Genomic DNA, 18,698 nt, shown 5'->3' with positions numbered 1-18,698 from the left:
TTAAAAAATGTCAGAAATAAATCATCAAATAGTAAATAAAAAACAAATTATCAAAGCAGTTATCTTCGCGTTACTACTTTCTGTACTAATTTTAGTAAGCGCAGTTTTACCTGCCGAATATGGAATGGATCCAATAGGAACAGGCAAACTGTTCGGGTTCAGTAAGCTTTATGTACCAGCGAATGCTGATGATGGATTAGCTACAATAACAGGAAAAACATTCCCATTAATTAAAATGGAAAAAGCAGGTTCTGGACCTGAAGTAAAAAGACCTATCGAAGCAAATAATCCTGCACCTGAAAAACAATATGCAGAAAGAGAAGACACGGTTGAAGTAATCGTACCGGCAGGAAAAGGAATTGAATATAAAATTTATATGCTGAAATATGGCAAAATGAAATACGAATGGACGACTAATAAAGGAATCGTTTATTTTGATTTTCACGGGGAAGTAAAACAAGCTAAAGAAACGAATGACGTTTATTTTGAAAGTTACACGCTTGCCTATTCCAATAATATGGTTGGGACTTTTTATGCTCCGTATGAAGGAAAACACGGTTGGTTTTTCAGAAATAATGAAAAGACAGCCATTACAGTTACAATAAAATTAAAAGGTCAGTATTCAATATAAGTAGTGAACATTCCTTAATATAACAAATTATGCTAAATAAAATTATTGAGTTTTCAATCAAAAACAAACTCATTATTGGACTGTTTATTTTAGCTCTCATCGGATATGGGAGTTATCAATTTACTAAATTACCAATTGATGCCGTTCCTGATATTACAGATAATCAAGTCCAGGTAATTACTTCAGCGCCATCACTGGGTGCGACCGATATTGAAAGACTGATTACTTTTCCAATAGAACAAGCCAACAGTAATATTCCTGGACTGAAAGAAATTCGTAGTTTTTCTCGTTTTGGTTTATCAGTGGTTACCATTGTTTTTAACGATGCAACCGATGTGTACTGGGCAAGACAGCAAGTAACAGAACGATTAAGTGCTGTAAAAGACCAAATTCCCACCGGTATTGGAGATCCAGTTCTTGCACCAGTGACAACAGGACTAGGCGAAATTTATCAATATGTTGTACGAACCAAACCCGGTTATGAAAAAAAATACGATATCACGGAGTTAAGAACCATTCAAGATTGGATTGTTCGCCGGCAGTTATTGAGCGTTGAAGGTGTGGCGGAAGTGAGCAGTTTTGGTGGAAAATTGAAACAATTTGAAATAGCCGTTGACCCAAATAAATTGCAATCCTATAATATCACTATTACAGATGTTTTCACTGCTTTAGAAAAAAACAATCAAAATACGGGTGGTGCTTACATTGAAAAAGGGCCTAAAGTTTTATACATCCGCAGTGAGGGATTAATTAATACTATCGAAAACATAAAAGATATTGCTATTAAAAACACTAATAGCGGTAGTCCTTTGTTTATTCGTGATGTAGCTGAAGTTCGCATTGGTAGTGCTATCCGTTACGGAGCAATGACATTTCACAAAAAAGAGGTTCAATCTGGTGAAGTTTCAGGTGCAGTAGTAATGATGTTAAAAGGAGCCAACAGTAATGTGGTTATTAAAAACATTAAGAATCGTATTGCACAAATTGAAAAAACATTACCCGAAGGTGTTATACTGGAACCTTTTCTAGACCGCACCAAAATGGTAAATAATTCTATTTCGACGGTCGAAAAAAATTTATTAGAAGGTGCATTAATAGTTCTCTTTGTTCTTATTTTCTTTTTAGGAAACATACGAGCAGGATTAATTGTGGCGTCAGTTATCCCTTTGGCAATGTTAATAGCAGTCATATTGATGAACATATTTGGGGTGAGCGGTAATTTGATGAGTTTAGGGGCATTAGATTTCGGATTGATTGTAGATGGTGCTGTTATTATTGTTGAAGCGTGTTTGTTTAGTTTGCACAGCAGGAAAACTGCTCAAATTTCACAACAAGAAATGGATAACACCGTACTAAAAACGTCAATAAAAATGCGTAATGTTTCCGTTTTTGGGGAATTGATTATATTGATCGTATACATTCCCATTTTTACGTTGCGCGGTATCGAAGGGAAAATGTTTTTACCAATGGCACAAACCATTGCATTTGCTCTGTTTGGCGCTTTTATATTGTCATTGACTTATGTTCCGATGATGACCGCTCTATTTTTAAATAAAAAAATATCCCACAAAAAAACTTTTTCAGATATAATGATGGAAAAATTAGAAAATTTCTATCAACCCATTTTGAATAAAGCATTGGGAATTCCAAGAACAATTATTGCTGTAACATTAGGATTGTTTGTTTTAGCGCTGATTACACTTTCGTTTATGGGTGGTGAATTTATGCCCTCGTTAGAAGAAGGAGATTTTGCAGTAGAAACTAGGGTTTTGCCGGGAAGTAATTTGCAAACTTCAATGACAGCTATTTCACAAGGTGCAAAAATATTAATAGAAAAATTTCCCGAAGTGGAGAAAATTGTAGGCAAAACAGGAAGTAGCGAAGTGCCTACCGATCCAATGCCAATTGATGCAAGCGATATGATGATCATTTTAAAGAACAAAAGTGAATGGACTTCTGCCACAACTTTTGACGAATTATCAGCAAAAATGGCCAAGGAATTGGAAGCTGTTCCTGGAGTTTCCTTTGGTTTTCAATATCCGGTTCAAATGCGTTTTAATGAATTGATGACTGGTGCTAGGCAAGATGTGGTCTGTAAAATATTTGGAGAAAACTTAGATACGTTGGCGTTATACGCCAATAAATTAGGTAAAATTGTAAATACAGTTGAAGGAACTTCAGATCTTTATGTAGAAACCGTTACCGGAATGCCACAAGTAGTAATTGACTACAACAGAGCTTCCATTGCACAATATGGCTTAAACATTCAGGATATCAATCGAATTGTAAATACCGCATTTGCAGGACAAAGCACAGGGGTTGTTTATGAAGGTGAAAAACGATTTGATTTAGTAGTTCGCTTAGAAGGCGAAAAACGTCAGGATTTGGCAGATGTTCAAAATTTATTAATTCCAACGGCAACTGGTTTGCAAATTCCTTTATCTCAATTAGCTAAAGTTGAAATTATCGAAGGACCGAATCAAATACAAAGGGAAGATGCCAAACGTAGAATTGTAGTTGGATTTAATGTACGAGGCCGTGATGTACAAAGTATTGTAAAAGAACTGCAAGGTAAAGTCGAAGCTCAAATAAAATTTCCTGCGGGTTACTATCCTACGTATGGCGGTGCTTTTGAAAACTTAAACGAAGCCAAAAATCGTTTGATGATTGCGGTTCCAGTTTCATTACTATTAATATTTATTTTGCTCTATTTTGCGTTCAATTCCGTAAGACAAGGACTGTTGATTTATTCGGCAATTCCACTATCGGCAATTGGAGGTATTTTCTTTTTAGCATTGCGAGGAATGCCGTTTAGTATCAGTGCCGGAGTTGGTTTTATAGCCTTATTTGGTGTAGCGGTTCTGAATGGATTGGTGTTAATTGCAGAATTCAACAGCATTCGAAAATCAGGGGAAACCGATTTAAAAGCGATTGTTTTGCAAGGAACTAGAATACGATTACGCCCCGTTTTAATGACTGCATTTGTAGCATCATTAGGTTTTTTACCCATGGCATTAAGCAATGGCTCTGGTGCAGAAGTACAAAAACCATTGGCAACTGTTGTCATCGGAGGTCTGTTGGTTGCAACATTTTTAACTCTATTTGTTTTACCAATTTTATATATCATGTTTGAAAAAGGAATTAAATTACAACCCAAAAAGATAAAATCAATTACGACTATCCTGGTATTGGGATTGTTCTTTTCTTTCCAAAGTGCCAATGCTCAGGAAAAAATTTCAATAGAGCGCGCGATTGAAACAGCTCTTTTAAACAATATCAAAATTAAAAATGAAAAACTGAATTCAGAGTACTTGCAAAAAATGGAAAACACAGGTTATGATATTTCCAACACGGGAATTATAAGCGAATATGGTCAGTTTAACAGCACTGTAAATGATGTGAAAATTGGTATTTCGCAAAGCATAAAATTCCCAACCGTTTATAAAAGACAGAAACAACTTTTAATAGAAGAAGCCAAAAAAGGACAATGGAACGAAGCTTTGCAAAGAAAGCAATTGACCAGACAGGTAACAATCGTGTTTTACGAAATGTTGTATTTAAAAGAAAAGGAAAAGCTGTTGCTAAAAAGCGATAGTATATATTCTGATTTTTTAGGGATCTCAACGCTTCGGTTTGATAAAGGCGAAAGCAATATATTAGAAAAAGCAACCGCTGAAAACCAATCTGGACAAATAAAAATTCAACTTTTGGAATTACAAAGTGATTACAAAATAATTCAATCACAATTCAAGTATTTACTTAATACGGATAAAGACTTTGTCCCAGTTTCAAATAAATTTAAAATGGATTTCATCAAAAATTCAGATACAAATGCTATTAGCAATCAACCCAGTGTGAAATTATTTGAGCAAGAAGTGAATAGCAGTAAAGCAGAAGTTTCACTTGAAAAATCTAAAAAATTACCGGAATTAATTGGTGGTGTTTATTACCAGACTTTCAAAACAAATACTGTATTTCAAGACAGTAATAATGGTGTTTACGGACAATTAGGAGTGGCGCTTCCATTATTTAATACAGCAATAAATAACAGGAAAAAGGCTTTAGAGATAAATACGCAAATAGCCGAAAATAATTTAAATAATGAAAAACTAAAACTGGAAAGCAAGAATCAGGAATTAGTCCAGGAATATAAAAAACACAAAGAAACTATCGCCTATTACGAGAGTCAAGCTTTAAAAAATGTTGATTTAGTAACTAAAGCTGCTAATGATAAATTTATCAATGGTGACATTAATTATATGGAATGGGTAATGCTTATTAATCAAGGTACCGAAATTCAAAGCAGATACATCGAAGCAGTTAAAAAATTAAACACCGCTGTTATTGAAATCAATGCTTTAACTAATTAAAATAGTTTAATTATGAAAGGAGCATGATCGTAATTAGGGTCGCAAGCGCCAATGATGATATGCGAATTACATATGACTGGACTTGCTAACTTTACCCGCATAAAAAGTTAAGAATAAAAACCTTAATTTTAAATTATGAAAAAGAATCGAAAATTCACAAATACCAAAATAAAAATACTATCATGATTAAAAATACAATTATTACAATATTGGCAATAGTATTCCTTTCTTCTTGTGGAAACAAGAAAACGGAAAGCGAAACCGAAGCTAATCCAACTATCGAAAACACGACAACTCTTACCGATGCACAAATAAAAAATGCAGGTATTGAAACTGGAAAAATCACACAAAAACAAATTTCATCTACCTTAAAATTAAATGGTAAAATAGATGTGCCGCCTCAAAGCTTAGTTTCCATTAGTGTTCCAATGGGCGGTTATTTAAAATACACCAAATTGTTAGAAGGAATGCATGTTACCAAAGGGCAGGTTTTGTGCGTTGTAGAAGACCAACAATACATTCAACTGCAGGAAGATTACCTTTTGGCGAAAGCAAAAATTGGGTATGCAAAAGCCGAATTTGAAAGACAAAAAGAACTCAACCAAAGCAAAGCCAGCAGCGATAAAGTGTATCAACAAGCACAATCAGAATACAACTCACTATTTGTAATGGTGCAATCGTATGGCGAGAAATTAAAATTTGCAGGGATAAATCCGAATAATGTTTCAACAAAAAACATTTCAAAAAGCATCAATGTATACTCGCCAATAAGTGGTTATGTAGCTAAGGTAAATGTAAATATTGGCAAGTATGTAAACCCGAGCGATGTTTTATTCGAGATTGTAAATCCATCGGATATTCATTTGGCCTTAACCGTATTTGAAAAAGACATCAATAAATTGGCTATTGGTCAATCGGTATTGGCTTATACTAATACCGATCCCGAGAAAAAATATCCTTGCCAAATTATTTTGATAGGTAAAGATTTTTCAGAAAACCGCAGCACTGAAATACACTGCCATTTTATAAATTATGATAAAACACTTTTACCGGGCATGTATATGAATGCCGAAATAGAATTAAAAAGTCAGCAATCAAATGTACTTCCATCTGATGCTATTGTAAATTATGAAAACAAGAATTATATTTTTGTTGCCAAACAAAACAAACAATTTGAAATGAAAGAAGTCACAATAGGAGCTACAGAAAATGAATTCACTGAAATTCTTTCAGACGATTTAAAAGACGAAAGAATTGTTATCAAAGGAGCTTATGCACTTTTAATGAAAATGAAAAATGTAGAAGAATAAAAAACATAAATTTACAGTAATGACAGAAAATAATTTTTAAAATCAACCACGCTGTCTGATGTAGCTGCATTAGTTGTCAGAATTTTATAAGTGAATAACTCAGTTAAATTTAGAAAAAACAATTTAATACCTAAATTCAAATTTCATTCAAAATTGAATTGTTAATTTGCAATATGAAAATTCTAATCATCGAAGACGAAATCGATATTGCGAACAGCATAAAAAGTTATCTAAAAACAAATGATATTCATTGCGAAACCGCAAGCACGTATCAAACGGCTTTAGACAAAATTATTATGTATGATTATGATTGTATTTTAGTAGATCTAATGCTTCCGGGTGGTGATGGATTTAGCATTTTGAAGAAATTGAAAATACTAAACAAATCAGAGGGGATTATTATAATTTCGGCTAAAGAAACGTTAGAGACCAAAATCGAGGGATTCAATCTTGGCGCAGATGATTATTTGACGAAACCCTTTCATCTTTCAGAGTTGTTGGTCAGAATTCAGGCCTTGGTTAGAAGAAAAAAATACGACGGAAACAATAAAATTGAATTCAATGAAATAGAAATTGATACTTTAGCAAAATCGGTAAAAATTGGAGAGAAGAAAATAGAATGCACCAAGAAAGAAATTGATTTATTATTGTTTTTAATTGGAAATAAAAACAAGGTTTTGTCTAAAAGTGCCATAGCTGAACACCTTTCAGGTGATATGGCGGACATGCTGGACAATCATGATTTTGTTTATGCCCACATCAAGAATTTGAAAAAAAAGCTAAATGATGCCGGAAGCAATGATTACATAAAATCAGTTTACGGAATTGGTTACAAATGGAACAATGAATAAAAAATTATTACATACTACTCTAAAATATTATGTTTTATTTTCTTTAATAGTGATGCTTTCAGCAGCTCCATTATTCTTTTATATAACTCAATTACTGTATCTACATGAAACAGATGAAGCCTTGCTACTTCAAAAAGAGGAATTCGAGTTATTGTATGCGCCGCAATTACAAGACAAGGATGTTGCAGTTTGGAATAAATGGAATAGGGATATAAAAATAGAGAAAGTTCAGAAAATAATTTCTAGAGACACACTATTCAGCAATAGTTATTATAATAATTTGGATAAAGAAAACGAACCCTATCGGGTGCTAAATGCTCCAGTTACAATTAATAATAAACACTACCTTTTTTCTGCCAGAATAAACCTAGTTGACAATAAGGATTTTATTGTCAGTATTTTAATGGTGTTTACCATCATTATTTTAATTCTTTTATTTGGATTATTTATCATTACTAAAAGGCTATCTCTTAGGCTTTGGAAACCATTTTATGACACTCTCGAGCAAATTGAGAAATTTGAAATCGATAAAAGTTCCCATCCAAAATTAGTTGTAAATACTATTGAGGAATTCAATCGACTCAATCAGGCAATAAATAAATTGATTGAAAAAAACACACGCATTTATAAAAGCCAAAAAGAATTTATTGAGAACGCGGCACACGAATTGCAAACACCAATTGCTATTTTTAAAGGAAAATTGGAAACATTATTGCAAAGAGACGATGTATCGGAAGAACAATTTGAAATACTGGATAAATTAAATGATACAACAACAAGGCTAAACCGATTAAATAAAAACCTGTTGCTTTTATCAAAAATAGAAAACAAACAATATAACATTCCTGAAGAGGTTCTTTTGAATGAGGTTATCACAAATCAATTAGATTTTTTTATAGAACAGGCATTAGCAAAAAATATTAAGATAAATACTGCTTTAGAATCGAATACATTTGTTAAAACGAATCTGTTTTTGTCTGAAGTTTTGATCAGTAATTTGTTTCTGAATGCAATTAATCATAATGTTGCTAATGGAAGCATCAATGTTGTATTGCATAAGAATGCTTTAGTTTTTTCCAATACGGGTATATTAAAATCGCTCGAAACAGATAAATTATTTGAACGTTTTTCTAAAGTAAATCCATCCTCGAAAGGGAACGGTTTGGGTTTATCAATAATTAATAAAATTGTAGAGAACAACAATTGGGAAGTTATTTATAGTTACAAAGATAAGTTACACATTTTCGAAATTCAATTCTAAAATTCAATATTTCTTCAAACTCCAATCGCAATTTTGTCGTTTAAATAAAGAATAAAAATTAAGATATGCCAATAAAAACAATATTATTAGTATCATTTCTAATACTATCAATTTCAGATTTATTAGGACAAAACAAAGCGGTCACACTATCCGGAATTACAAAAGATAAAACATCAAAAGAGACTTTGCTTTATGTAAATGTACTCTTGAAAAACACAAAGGATAACGTTTTGATTACGGGAACTGTTACCAATGAAGAGGGTAGGTTTTCATTTTCGAATGTAGTTCCTGGAAATTACTTTCTAGAGTTTACACTTGATGGATACAAAACAAAAAACCAACCTATTTATGTAGGTTCACTTTCTGAATTTCTAGATGAGGGAAGCATTGAATTGGAAGATAATGCTACTATTTTAAATGAAGTTGTGGTCGTTTCAAAGGAAGAACTTATTAATCAGAAAACGGACAAAAAAACCTTCTCTTTGGCAGATAATATCAGTCAGAGTGGTGGTTCTGTTTTACAAACAATGCAAAATTTGCCTGGTGTTTCCGTGCAAGACGGGAAAGTACAAATTAGAGGTAATGATAAAGTCACCGTTTTAATTGACGGAAAACAAACCGCATTAACAGGGTTTGGAAACCAATCGGGCTTAGATAATATACCCGCATCTGCGATAGAAAAAATCGAAATCATTAACAATCCTTCTGCAAAATACGATGCCAACGGAAACGCTGGAATTATCAATATTATTTACAAGAAAAACAAAAAAGAGGGATTCAACGGAAAAGTGGGTTTTACCTCTGGATTGGGTGCGCTGTGGGAAAGAAAAGAAAATTTACCAACTATTCGTCCGCAATACTCATTAACACCAAAAATTAATCCGACGTTATCACTTAATTATCGTAAAAACAAAATCAATGCTTTTTTTCAGGGTGATTATCTTTATACAGAAACACTCAATAAAAATGAGTTTGTAATGCGAACCTACACTGATGGAACTATTATTAATCAACAAACCAAAAGAAATCGGAATACGCACTTTACTACTTTAAAAACTGGAATTGACTGGAATATTAATGACCGAAATTCATTAACCGTTTCTGGTCTGTTTGGAACCGAAAAAATCATTGACAATGGAGATCAGCCCTTTTTCAATGAAAATTATTCGGAACGATTGCGACTGTGGCAATTTTTGGAAGATGAATTAAAAACCACCGCTATGGCTACTGCGGCATACCAGCACAAGTTTAAAGAAGCAGGACGGTTATTAAATATTGGTTTAAATTATACTTTTCACAGAGAGGATGAAAAATATTTTTTTGACAATATTCTGCCAACCTACACCGGAAAAGATGCTTTCAAATTGTTATCAGAGGAGAAAGTAGCCGACTTTAATATTGATTATATCAAACCCTTAAAATACGGAAGATTTGAAACCGGTTTTAAATTCAGAAAAAGGGATATTCCAACTAATATGCAGTTCTTTCCCGGCGCAAATTCTCCCATAGATAGCGGTGCTGGCGGTCAAGCAACTTACAAAGAAATTATTCCGGCCGTGTACGGAAATTATATTTTTGAAAACAATAAAATTGAGGCAGAACTGGGTTTGCGAGTAGAATATGTCGATTTGCAATACAATATCAATCCAGATCATAATACCTATAAAAGTGACGGGTACAACTATACCCAACCTTTTCCAAATGTGCGATTGGCATACAAAATTGATGACAGCAATAAAATATCATTATTTTACAATCGTAGAGTAGACAGACCAAATGAAGTCGATATTAGAATATTTCCAAAATACGATGATGCAGAAATAATAAAGGTTGGGAATCCTGCACTTCGTCCGCAGTTCACCAATTTGTTAGAACTGGGTTATAAAACGAACTTAAAAAAAGGATATTTCTATTCGGCAGTGTACCACCGTTTTGCAAATGCTACCATTACTCGAATAGCATCGACAGTTCCAGACAGCAATTTAATCTATGCTATTTTCCAAAATGCAAATAAAAGTTTCAATACAGGGATTGAAATGATCTTTTCACAAGAGATTGCAAAATGGTACTCGTTTAACTTCAACTTAATTGCGTATCACAATCAAATTAATGCTTTTGCTGTTGAAAATAAATATCCAATTCCCAATACTTTTTCGGCAGAGAAGCAAGACATTTTTTCTGGAAATATTAAATGGAACAATATCTTGCACTTATCCAAAAAAGTGGATGCTCAAGTAACCGCTATATATTTGGCGCCAGATATTATTCCGCAAGGAAAAATTGCTTCTCGATTTTCAATTGATTTAGGGATTAAAAAATCAGTCCAAAATGGCAAAGGAGAATTCTTTCTAAATGCAACCGACATTTTAAATACATTAGTAATCAGGAAACAAATTCAAGGTCTGAATTTTAATTATAACAGCACTGACTATAATGAAACACAGGTAGTTCGATTAGGTTACAATTATAAATTTTAACTCAAATAAAAAAATTACCGGAAATCCCGATTGTATTTTAGATAATGAGAATTTGTGCAACTACTTTAGAGAAACAGCTGAAAACTTACTTTTAATGGCATTAAATATTGGTTATGCGTTGGCACTAATTTTTGCTGTTAAGCCGTTAAAATGGTAAGTCAATAGATTCTGGATTAATAAAATCTTTGGTATACGGATTTTCCAGAAAGCTAAGTGGCGGCATTTGAAATTTAAGAATATCCTCTTTTTCAATACCGTAAACCTGCCAATAATTGGATAGCAATTGGGCATATATATCCTCATCCCAAAATCCGAAATGAGGTTGCTTACCAGCCGTTTCAACTTCTATAACAATCCCATTGTCTTGGTTTTCAATTTTGTATTCAGGTTTGTACTGTAATATATAATCTGAATAATGAAACCTAGCGTACAACTCTTCAAACTGGATGGGATGTAAAACATGACCTTCCATTTTATCGAGGATCTCTTTTTGCTTCTCCCCAATTACCCCGTTATCTTGTAAACATGCAATAAAACCAAATTCATTGACTCCAAATGAGAACATTAAATTAACTGCATCGTTGCGATAGCTAAAAATATCGGCAGAATATTTAAGTGGAAATACGGCGATGCTCCATGGTTTTTTTCCAACGAAGGAAATCGGTTCTATTAAGGATTGTAGCATTAAATGGAAGTAACCAAAGCGTTTCCTGAGAGTGACGGAAAGCTCAAAATCTTCACCTTGCCTTAGCAGCCTGTCTCTTTCATAAAGCATTTCGTAGTATAGCATACCATAGACCATTCTGCCTGTCCATTGAAAAAGCAACTCTTGATCGAGTGACGCCATGCCTTCAAAACCTTTTTTATACGCAGCCTCAACTTTTACATCCAGCTCCTCAAAAGCTGTTTTCACTTCGGAAGAACACGGTAATTTAAGATCTGAATAATTATAAGATTTGGTTTTATCCATCATCTCAATTCTTTCATTACCTAATTTAAAATGATCCATCAGCCATACTGGAAAAACGGTCATGTTTTCATTTGTCAAAGCTCCTGAAAGGAAGCAAAAATGTTCGTCAAAATTCAAATCCTTAAAAGGATTAAAAAGCGTATGTGTCATCAATATTCAGAAATATTAAGTTTTAATTTTTTCCAAATGTAGCCATAAATTATTATTTTCTTTGCCTAATTTATTATAGAATGAAAAATCTCAAATTTTGGACAGTACCGTAAAACCTTCGTTTAAATGCAGGTTTTAACAATGTTGATTATTACGACCCAGAGTTTTCAGTCCAGCTTTTCCTAAAATAGGTAAGGCTGCAATATATCCATTTTGAAATCCAAATCCCACTCCTCTATATATATTGTTTATACCAAAAAATGGATGAATATTCAAATAAAGTAGCTATTCTTATGTTGCCTATATATCTAAATAAACTCATATTTATAGTCACGTAATATTATTATACTTTTTAGTATAAATTAATTTATACTTTTTAGTACATAATAAATAACTTCGTTTATCTTTGCAGAGAAGATTTAAATTTAATAGCTAAAAATCATGAGCAAAGAAGCGTCCACAGAAACTCTTGAAGATTACACCAAGAGTGATTACAAATATGGATTTACCAGTAATATTGATACTGAACTTATTCCAAAAGGTTTAAATGAAGATACTATTCGATTAATATCTTTTAAAAAAGAGGAGCCGCAATGGCTACTTGACTGGCGTTTAGAAGCATTTAGGCATTGGGAGACCCTGACAGAACCCAAATGGCCGAATGTGAAATATCCACCAGTAAATTATCAGGACATCATTTATTATGCTGCTCCAAAACAAAAAAAAATACTCAACAGCTTGGATGAAGCAGATCCTGAATTATTGAAAACGTTTGAGAAATTAGGTATTTCAATAGGAGAACAAAAACGATTAACAGGTGTTGCCGTTGATATCGTAATTGACAGTGTATCTGTGATAACTACCTTCAAAGAAGAATTATCCAAATTAGGAATTATCTTTTGCTCGTTTGGTGATGCCGTAAAAGAACATCCTGAGCTAATAAAAAAATATTTAGGAATGGTTGTTCCTTCTACTGATAATTTTTATGCTGCACTTAATTCCGCCGTGTTCACAGATGGTTCGTTTTGTTACATTCCAAAAGGGGTTAGGTGTCCGATGGAACTTTCAACTTACTTCCGTATCAATGCCGAGGGATCAGGCCAATTTGAAAGAACATTAATTGTGGCCGAAGCAGGCAGTTATGTTAGCTATTTGGAAGGATGCACTGCTCCTACAAGAGATGAAAATCAATTGCATGCTGCAGTGGTTGAACTCATAGCGTTTGACGATGCTCAAATCAAATATTCCACTATCCAAAACTGGTATCCGGGAGATAAAGACGGAAAAGGAGGCATTTATAACTTCGTAACTAAAAGAGGATTGTGCGCAGGTGTAAGATCAAAAATCAGTTGGACACAAGTAGAAGCAGGTTCTTCCATTACTTGGAAATATCCAAGTTGCATTTTAAAAGGTGACTATTCAACGGGTGAGTTTTATTCTGTTGCAGTTACAAATAATTTACAACAAGCGGATACAGGAACTAAGATGTGGCATATTGGTAAAAACACCAGCAGTACTATTATTTCCAAAGGTATCTCAGCAGGTCAAAGCAATAACTCGTACAGAGGTTTGGTTAAAGTAGGAAAAAATGCGGAAAATGCCAAGAATTTTTCACAATGTGATTCCTTATTAATGGGAGATAAATGTGGTGCGCATACTTTCCCTTATCTCGAAATTGACAATGATACAGCTCAAATTGAACACGAAGCCACAACTTCTAAAGTAGGTGAAGATCAACTTTATTACTGTATGCAAAGAGGATTAAAAATGGAGGATGCCATTAATCTTATTGTTAATGGGTATTGCAAGGATGTGTTTAAAGAATTACCAATGGAATTTGCAGTGGAAGCACAAAAATTGCTTGCTGTAAGTTTAGAAGGTAGTGTTGGATAAAATAATTAAATAAAAAAACAGAACTCATGTTAATAATAAAAAATTTACACGCAGAAATTGAAGGAAAAAAAATATTGAATGGTATTAACCTTCAAATAAATGCTGGCGAAGTACACGCTATAATGGGACCAAACGGTGGTGGTAAAAGTACGCTGGCACACGTTTTAGCAGGTCGAGAAGGGTATGAAATCACTGAGGGTAGTATTACCTATATGGGGAAAGACCTCCTCGAATTATCAGTTGATGAACGTGCCAAGGAAGGTATATTTCAGGCATTTCAATACCCGATAGAAATACCGGGTGTAAGCACTGCAAACTTTCTTAAACATACCATTAATGCTGTTAGAAAACATCAAGAAAAGACGGATTTGAGTGCAACCGAAATGCTAAAATATATTAAAGAGAAGGCAAAAATGGTGGAGATGGAAGATGGTTTTTTAAGCCGTTCTCTAAATCAAGGCTTTTCGGGCGGAGAAAAAAAACGCAATGAAATTTTACAAATGGCTGTTTTAGAACCAAGACTTGCCGTGTTGGATGAAACTGATTCAGGGCTTGATATTGATGCGCTTAAAATAGTTGCCAATGGTGTTAATCAACTAAAAACAAAGGACAATGCTTTTATAGTAATTACACACTACCAACGTTTACTCGATTACATTATCCCTGATTTTGTGCATGTGTTATACAATGGACAAATCGTTAAATCGGGCGACAAAAATTTAGCATTACAGCTGGAAGAAAAGGGATACGACTGGATTAAAGAAGAAGTAGCAACATTAACAATATCTTAAAAAGATAAGCATGAAAATTCAAAATACACCAGATAAAAATGATAACAGGGGAAAGTTTATTGAACTATTCCGTCTTTATGAAAATTCATTAAATGGACAGAAAAATAATGTAATGCATAGTCTCCAGAAAGTTGCTATTCAACGATTTGGCAATAACGTAGATTTTCCAACCAGAAGAAATGAGGATTGGAAATATACCAATGTTGCCGAGTTACTTCAGCCAACATACCAGCAGCCAAAACTGGTTGACATTACAACAGAAGATATTAAGCCTTTTCTTTTTGAAGGGTTGGATGCATACCTGCTAGTTTTTGTGAACGGTAAATACAATAAATTACTTTCATCAAAAGATGAATTATCGCAAAAAATCATAGTGCAGGATATTCCTTCTAGTTTGAGAGAAGATAGGCTTACAAAAGAAACGGTTTCTGAATACCTGTCGAAATGGGCAATTAAAGAAATGAATTCCTTCGTTGTATTAAATACTGCCTTCGCTCACAATGGAATTTATATTTATGTGCCTGATGGATTAGTGCTGGATCGCCCTGTTCATATACTAAATATAGCACATACAGAAGAAGAGCCAACAGTTATCAGTCCGCAAAAAATAATCGTAGCCGGAGAAAATAGTAAATTAACGGTTATTGAAACGTATCATCATCTCACTAATTCCCAACAAACGTATTTCACGAATACGGTTACACAGTTGGTTCTAAAAAGAAATGCGATTGTTGATCATTATAGAATTCAAGATGAAGGTGAGAATGCATTTTTTATCAATAATACAGAAGTTGAGCAGCTGCGTGATAGTACCTACAGCTCTTATGTAGTTGATTTGGGCGGAAAATTAGTAAGGAACAACCTAAGCTCCATTTTAAAGGATAGTGGAACAATGACTAATTTTTATGGACTTTATGTTGGTATAAATAAGCAGCATATAGACAACCAAACTTTTATAGACCATGCGTATCCGAATTGTAACAGCAACGAATTGTACAAAGGAATTCTTGCAGATAAAGCTAAAGGAGTATTTAATGGTAAAATAATAGTACGACCCGATGCTCAAAAAACAAATGCTTTTCAGAAAAACCATAGCCTTGTATTATCAAAAACCGCCTCGATGAATAGCAAACCCCAGTTGGAAATTTTTGCGGATGATGTTAAATGCAGTCACGGGGCAACCATTGGACAATTAAATAAAGAGGCATTATATTATATGCGTTCCAGAGGCTTATCTGAAAAAGAAGCTATATCAGTTTTAAAACAAGCTTTTTTAACAGAAATAACGGAGTTAATTAAAATTGAACCTGTAAGGGAAAAAGTAGAACAGCTGCTTGTTGATAAATTTAAGCAATTTACGGAAACAAACAATTAACTATTAAATTGATAAATGACATGCCTGAAATAACTAAAGAGGATATTCTAAAAATACTGACTAACGTCGTTGAGCCTGACCTCAAGAGAAGTATTGTTGAATTAGGATTAGTGAATGATATTCATGTTGAAGGGAACATCATCAGCTTTATCGTTAAGATTAGCAGCCCTACTATGAATAGTAAAAAGATAGTAAAAGAGGCTTGTATGGATAGCCTTTTGCAAGCATTAGGTACGGATATTAAGGTGGATATAGATATGCAAGCCCTACCTGGTTTTAAGGATAGAGCTCCTGAACTTAGAACAATATTGCCTGGTGTTAAACATATTATTGCTATTGCCTCCGGGAAAGGTGGTGTAGGTAAATCTACCGTTTCCGCCAATCTTGCAGTGGGATTAAGCCAATTAGGTGCAAAAGTGGGCTTATTAGATGCCGATATTTATGGGCCATCAATGCCACTTATGTTTGACTTAGTGAATAGAAAGCCTGAAGTTTCAAATGATTCTGGTCGAAATCTAATAGAACCAATTGTATCTCATGGAGTAGGAGTTTTATCTATTGGTTTTTTTACGGAAGCATCGCAGGCACTTCCATGGCGTGGACCTATGGTTTCCAAAGCCCTTATTCAATTATTTCAGGATGCCGACTGGGGTAATTTAGATTATCTGCTTGTGGATCTTCCGCCAGGCACAGGTGATATTCATCTTACGCTGGTAGATAAAATTCCGCTTACAGGTACTATTGTAGTTAGTACACCACAAGAAGTAGCTTTGGCTGATGCCAGAAAAGGTATCGATATGTTCAGGATGCCAATGGTTAATGTTCCGGTGCTTGGATTGGTTGAAAATATGGCATACTATATACCGGAAGGTAATCCTGATAAAAAAGATTACATATTTGGAAAGGATGGTGCAAAAAAATTATCAGAAGAAATGAATGTTCCATTATTGGGTCAAATTCCTTTAATAACAAGAATACGGGAGGCAGGAGATGTTGGAGCGCCAGCAGCATTAAATGAAAATACGATTGAAAGCAAAATATTTAAAGACTTAGCCCTAAAAGTAATGGAATGCGTAAAAGACATTAAAGCTGAAAGACTAACAACTAACAATTAAAAAATGGAAATAGCAGCTAAAATAGCATTGGAAATAAAAGTCATAGAGGTTCTAACAACCTGTTTTGACCCAGAAATACCTACCAATATTTATGATTTAGGATTGGTATATGGAATCAACATTGATGATGAAGCCAATGTGCATACCATAATGACACTAACCTCCCCTTCATGTCCGGTAGCGGGAACACTTCCTCCAGAAGTGGAAGAAAAGATTAGGAATATTCCTGGAGTTAGCAGCTCTAATGTAGAAGTAACTTGGGATCCCGCTTGGTCAAAAGACATGATGAGCGAGACGGCTAAATTTGAAACTGGAATGATGTAAATTAAACAATAACAAAATTAATCATTAAAAAAATGGAACAATCTAATTTAACCAAAATCACGCAACAACCCAGCTATGATGCCGTTTATGTTCAGCCCATGAGAGAGGAACTAACAACTGTAGGTTGCAAAGAATTATTAACCCCTGAAGATGTAGATAAGGCATTAGACAGAAATGATGACAAAACGATACTTGTTGTAATCAACTCTGTATGCGGTTGTTCGGCAGGTAGTGGACGACCAGGAGTAATGATGGCGTTGCAAAACAGTATTATCCCTGATGAGCTTTACACGCTGTTTGGTGGAATGGAAAAAGATGCAATTGACTGGTACAGGAATAAATATCTTGCAAATCATCACACCTCTTCACCCCACATTGCCCTTTTTAGAAATGGTGAGCCAGTTGCAATTTTTAAACGTTCCGATATTGACGGACATACAGCAGAAAGTATTGCCAGCCAATTGGTGACTATTTTTAACAACGAATGCAGTAATACAGGGCCGTCAATTTCTGCAAAAGATTTTGAAAATATTACTCAAGGCAAATACGGTTGTTATACTGATTTAGGTAAGGATAAAAACTAAATAGTTTGTGTCTATTTAGTTTGTGTTTATGGTTTATAATAAATTTGCAATAGTAAGCTACTTTTTTATTTGCGAACTTTGTCTGTAATAGTAAATTAAATACACAAACTAATTAAATAATACAATTATGAAAATAACAGCTCAGGTAGAATATGGATTAAGAATAATGGTAAGGATAACCCGTTGCACAGATGAGAAAGGACTAAGCATTCGTCAGCTAAGTGAAGCAGAAGGATTATCTATTAACTATGTTGCTAAATTAACCCGACTACTTCGCATAAAGGGATTAATTAACAGTACAAGAGGCCACATGGGTGGGTATGTACTCGCAAAACCTGCTGCCGCTATAACAGTAAATGACACATTAAAAGCTTTGAGCGGAAAGTTGTTCGATAAAAAATTCTGTGATAGTCATTCAGGAATAATGACCTTATGCACTAATTCTGTAGACTGCTCCATCCGATCATTATGGTCAATGATGCAGGCTACACTGGATAAATTACTAGATAAGGTAACTATGGCAGACATGATGAAAAATGAAAAAGATGTTTCCGGAGTGTTACAAAATATTATAGAAGGAAGCGCTAAATAAATTA

14 protein-coding genes are annotated in these 18,698 nt (G+C 34.0%); 13 read left to right on the top strand and 1 reads right to left on the bottom strand.

Features of this window, described 5'->3' with window-relative positions; genetic code table 11:
• The first annotated feature begins 7 nt into the window (after positions 1 to 7).
• The 6 genes from EKL99_RS12220 to EKL99_RS12195 all read left to right on the top strand — a co-directional run bounded on the left by EKL99_RS12220 (position 8) and on the right by EKL99_RS12195 (position 10,900).
• Entirely contained in the window at positions 8 to 631 is a 624-nt protein-coding gene (locus EKL99_RS12220; RefSeq protein ID WP_126462425.1) for a hypothetical protein, read from the top strand.
• A 29-nt stretch (positions 632 to 660) separates the two neighbouring features.
• Positions 661 to 5,001: a CusA/CzcA family heavy metal efflux RND transporter gene (locus tag EKL99_RS12215; protein WP_126577035.1), complete on the top strand. Its 4,341-nt coding sequence runs from the start codon at positions 661 to 663 to the stop codon at positions 4,999 to 5,001.
• Positions 5,002 to 5,183: 182 nt separating this feature from the next.
• Positions 5,184 to 6,311, top strand: coding sequence for an efflux RND transporter periplasmic adaptor subunit (locus tag EKL99_RS12210; RefSeq protein ID WP_126577034.1), 1,128 nt, complete (start codon positions 5,184 to 5,186; stop codon positions 6,309 to 6,311).
• 173 nt (positions 6,312 to 6,484) lie between these two features.
• Complete coding sequence (locus tag EKL99_RS12205; RefSeq protein ID WP_126456009.1) at positions 6,485 to 7,162, top strand: response regulator transcription factor; 678 nt, start codon at positions 6,485 to 6,487, stop codon at positions 7,160 to 7,162.
• Complete coding sequence (locus EKL99_RS12200; protein ID WP_126554190.1) at positions 7,155 to 8,423, top strand: HAMP domain-containing sensor histidine kinase; 1,269 nt, start codon at positions 7,155 to 7,157, stop codon at positions 8,421 to 8,423. Before EKL99_RS12205 ends, EKL99_RS12200 begins: the two co-directional genes overlap by 8 nt.
• A gap of 65 nt (positions 8,424 to 8,488) precedes the next feature.
• The gene (locus tag EKL99_RS12195) at positions 8,489 to 10,900 is read left to right on the top strand and encodes an outer membrane beta-barrel protein (protein WP_126577033.1); all 2,412 of its coding nucleotides are present in this window, start codon (positions 8,489 to 8,491) and stop codon (positions 10,898 to 10,900) included.
• 145 nt (positions 10,901 to 11,045) lie between these two features.
• Here EKL99_RS12195 and EKL99_RS12190 read toward each other — a convergent pair whose 3' ends face one another.
• On the bottom strand, positions 11,046 to 12,020 hold the full coding sequence (locus EKL99_RS12190; RefSeq protein WP_126577032.1) for a hypothetical protein: 975 nt from the start codon (positions 12,018 to 12,020) through the stop codon (positions 11,046 to 11,048).
• A gap of 441 nt (positions 12,021 to 12,461) precedes the next feature.
• Here EKL99_RS12190 and sufB point away from each other — a divergent pair, with 441 nt between their 5' ends.
• The 7 genes from sufB to EKL99_RS12155 all read left to right on the top strand — a co-directional run bounded on the left by sufB (position 12,462) and on the right by EKL99_RS12155 (position 18,694).
• The gene (gene sufB, locus EKL99_RS12185; RefSeq protein WP_126554196.1) at positions 12,462 to 13,913 is read left to right on the top strand and encodes a Fe-S cluster assembly protein SufB; all 1,452 of its coding nucleotides are present in this window, start codon (positions 12,462 to 12,464) and stop codon (positions 13,911 to 13,913) included.
• Positions 13,914 to 13,939: 26 nt separating this feature from the next.
• A complete protein-coding gene (gene sufC / locus EKL99_RS12180) occupies positions 13,940 to 14,704 on the top strand; it encodes a Fe-S cluster assembly ATPase SufC (RefSeq protein WP_126554198.1) in 765 nt (254 codons plus the stop codon).
• 10 nt (positions 14,705 to 14,714) lie between these two features.
• A complete protein-coding gene (gene sufD / locus EKL99_RS12175) occupies positions 14,715 to 16,079 on the top strand; it encodes a Fe-S cluster assembly protein SufD (protein WP_126577031.1) in 1,365 nt (454 codons plus the stop codon).
• Positions 16,080 to 16,099: 20 nt separating this feature from the next.
• Positions 16,100 to 17,194 carry an Mrp/NBP35 family ATP-binding protein gene (locus EKL99_RS12170; RefSeq protein ID WP_126577030.1) on the top strand — a complete coding sequence of 365 codons (1,095 nt, stop codon included), beginning with the start codon at positions 16,100 to 16,102 and terminating at the stop codon, positions 17,192 to 17,194.
• A gap of 3 nt (positions 17,195 to 17,197) precedes the next feature.
• A complete protein-coding gene (locus EKL99_RS12165; RefSeq protein WP_126462392.1) occupies positions 17,198 to 17,518 on the top strand; it encodes an iron-sulfur cluster assembly protein in 321 nt (106 codons plus the stop codon).
• A 32-nt stretch (positions 17,519 to 17,550) separates the two neighbouring features.
• Complete coding sequence (locus tag EKL99_RS12160) at positions 17,551 to 18,102, top strand: BrxA/BrxB family bacilliredoxin (protein WP_126577029.1); 552 nt, start codon at positions 17,551 to 17,553, stop codon at positions 18,100 to 18,102.
• A gap of 127 nt (positions 18,103 to 18,229) precedes the next feature.
• Positions 18,230 to 18,694 carry an Rrf2 family transcriptional regulator gene (locus tag EKL99_RS12155; RefSeq protein WP_126554207.1) on the top strand — a complete coding sequence of 155 codons (465 nt, stop codon included), beginning with the start codon at positions 18,230 to 18,232 and terminating at the stop codon, positions 18,692 to 18,694.
• The last annotated feature ends 4 nt before the right edge of the window (positions 18,695 to 18,698 follow it).

The organism is Flavobacterium sp. ZB4P23 (assembly GCF_003970375.1).
Lineage (GTDB): Bacteria > Bacteroidota > Bacteroidia > Flavobacteriales > Flavobacteriaceae > Flavobacterium.
The sequence above is the reverse complement of the archived record's forward strand: the minus strand, read 5'-3'. Positions and strand labels throughout refer to the sequence as shown.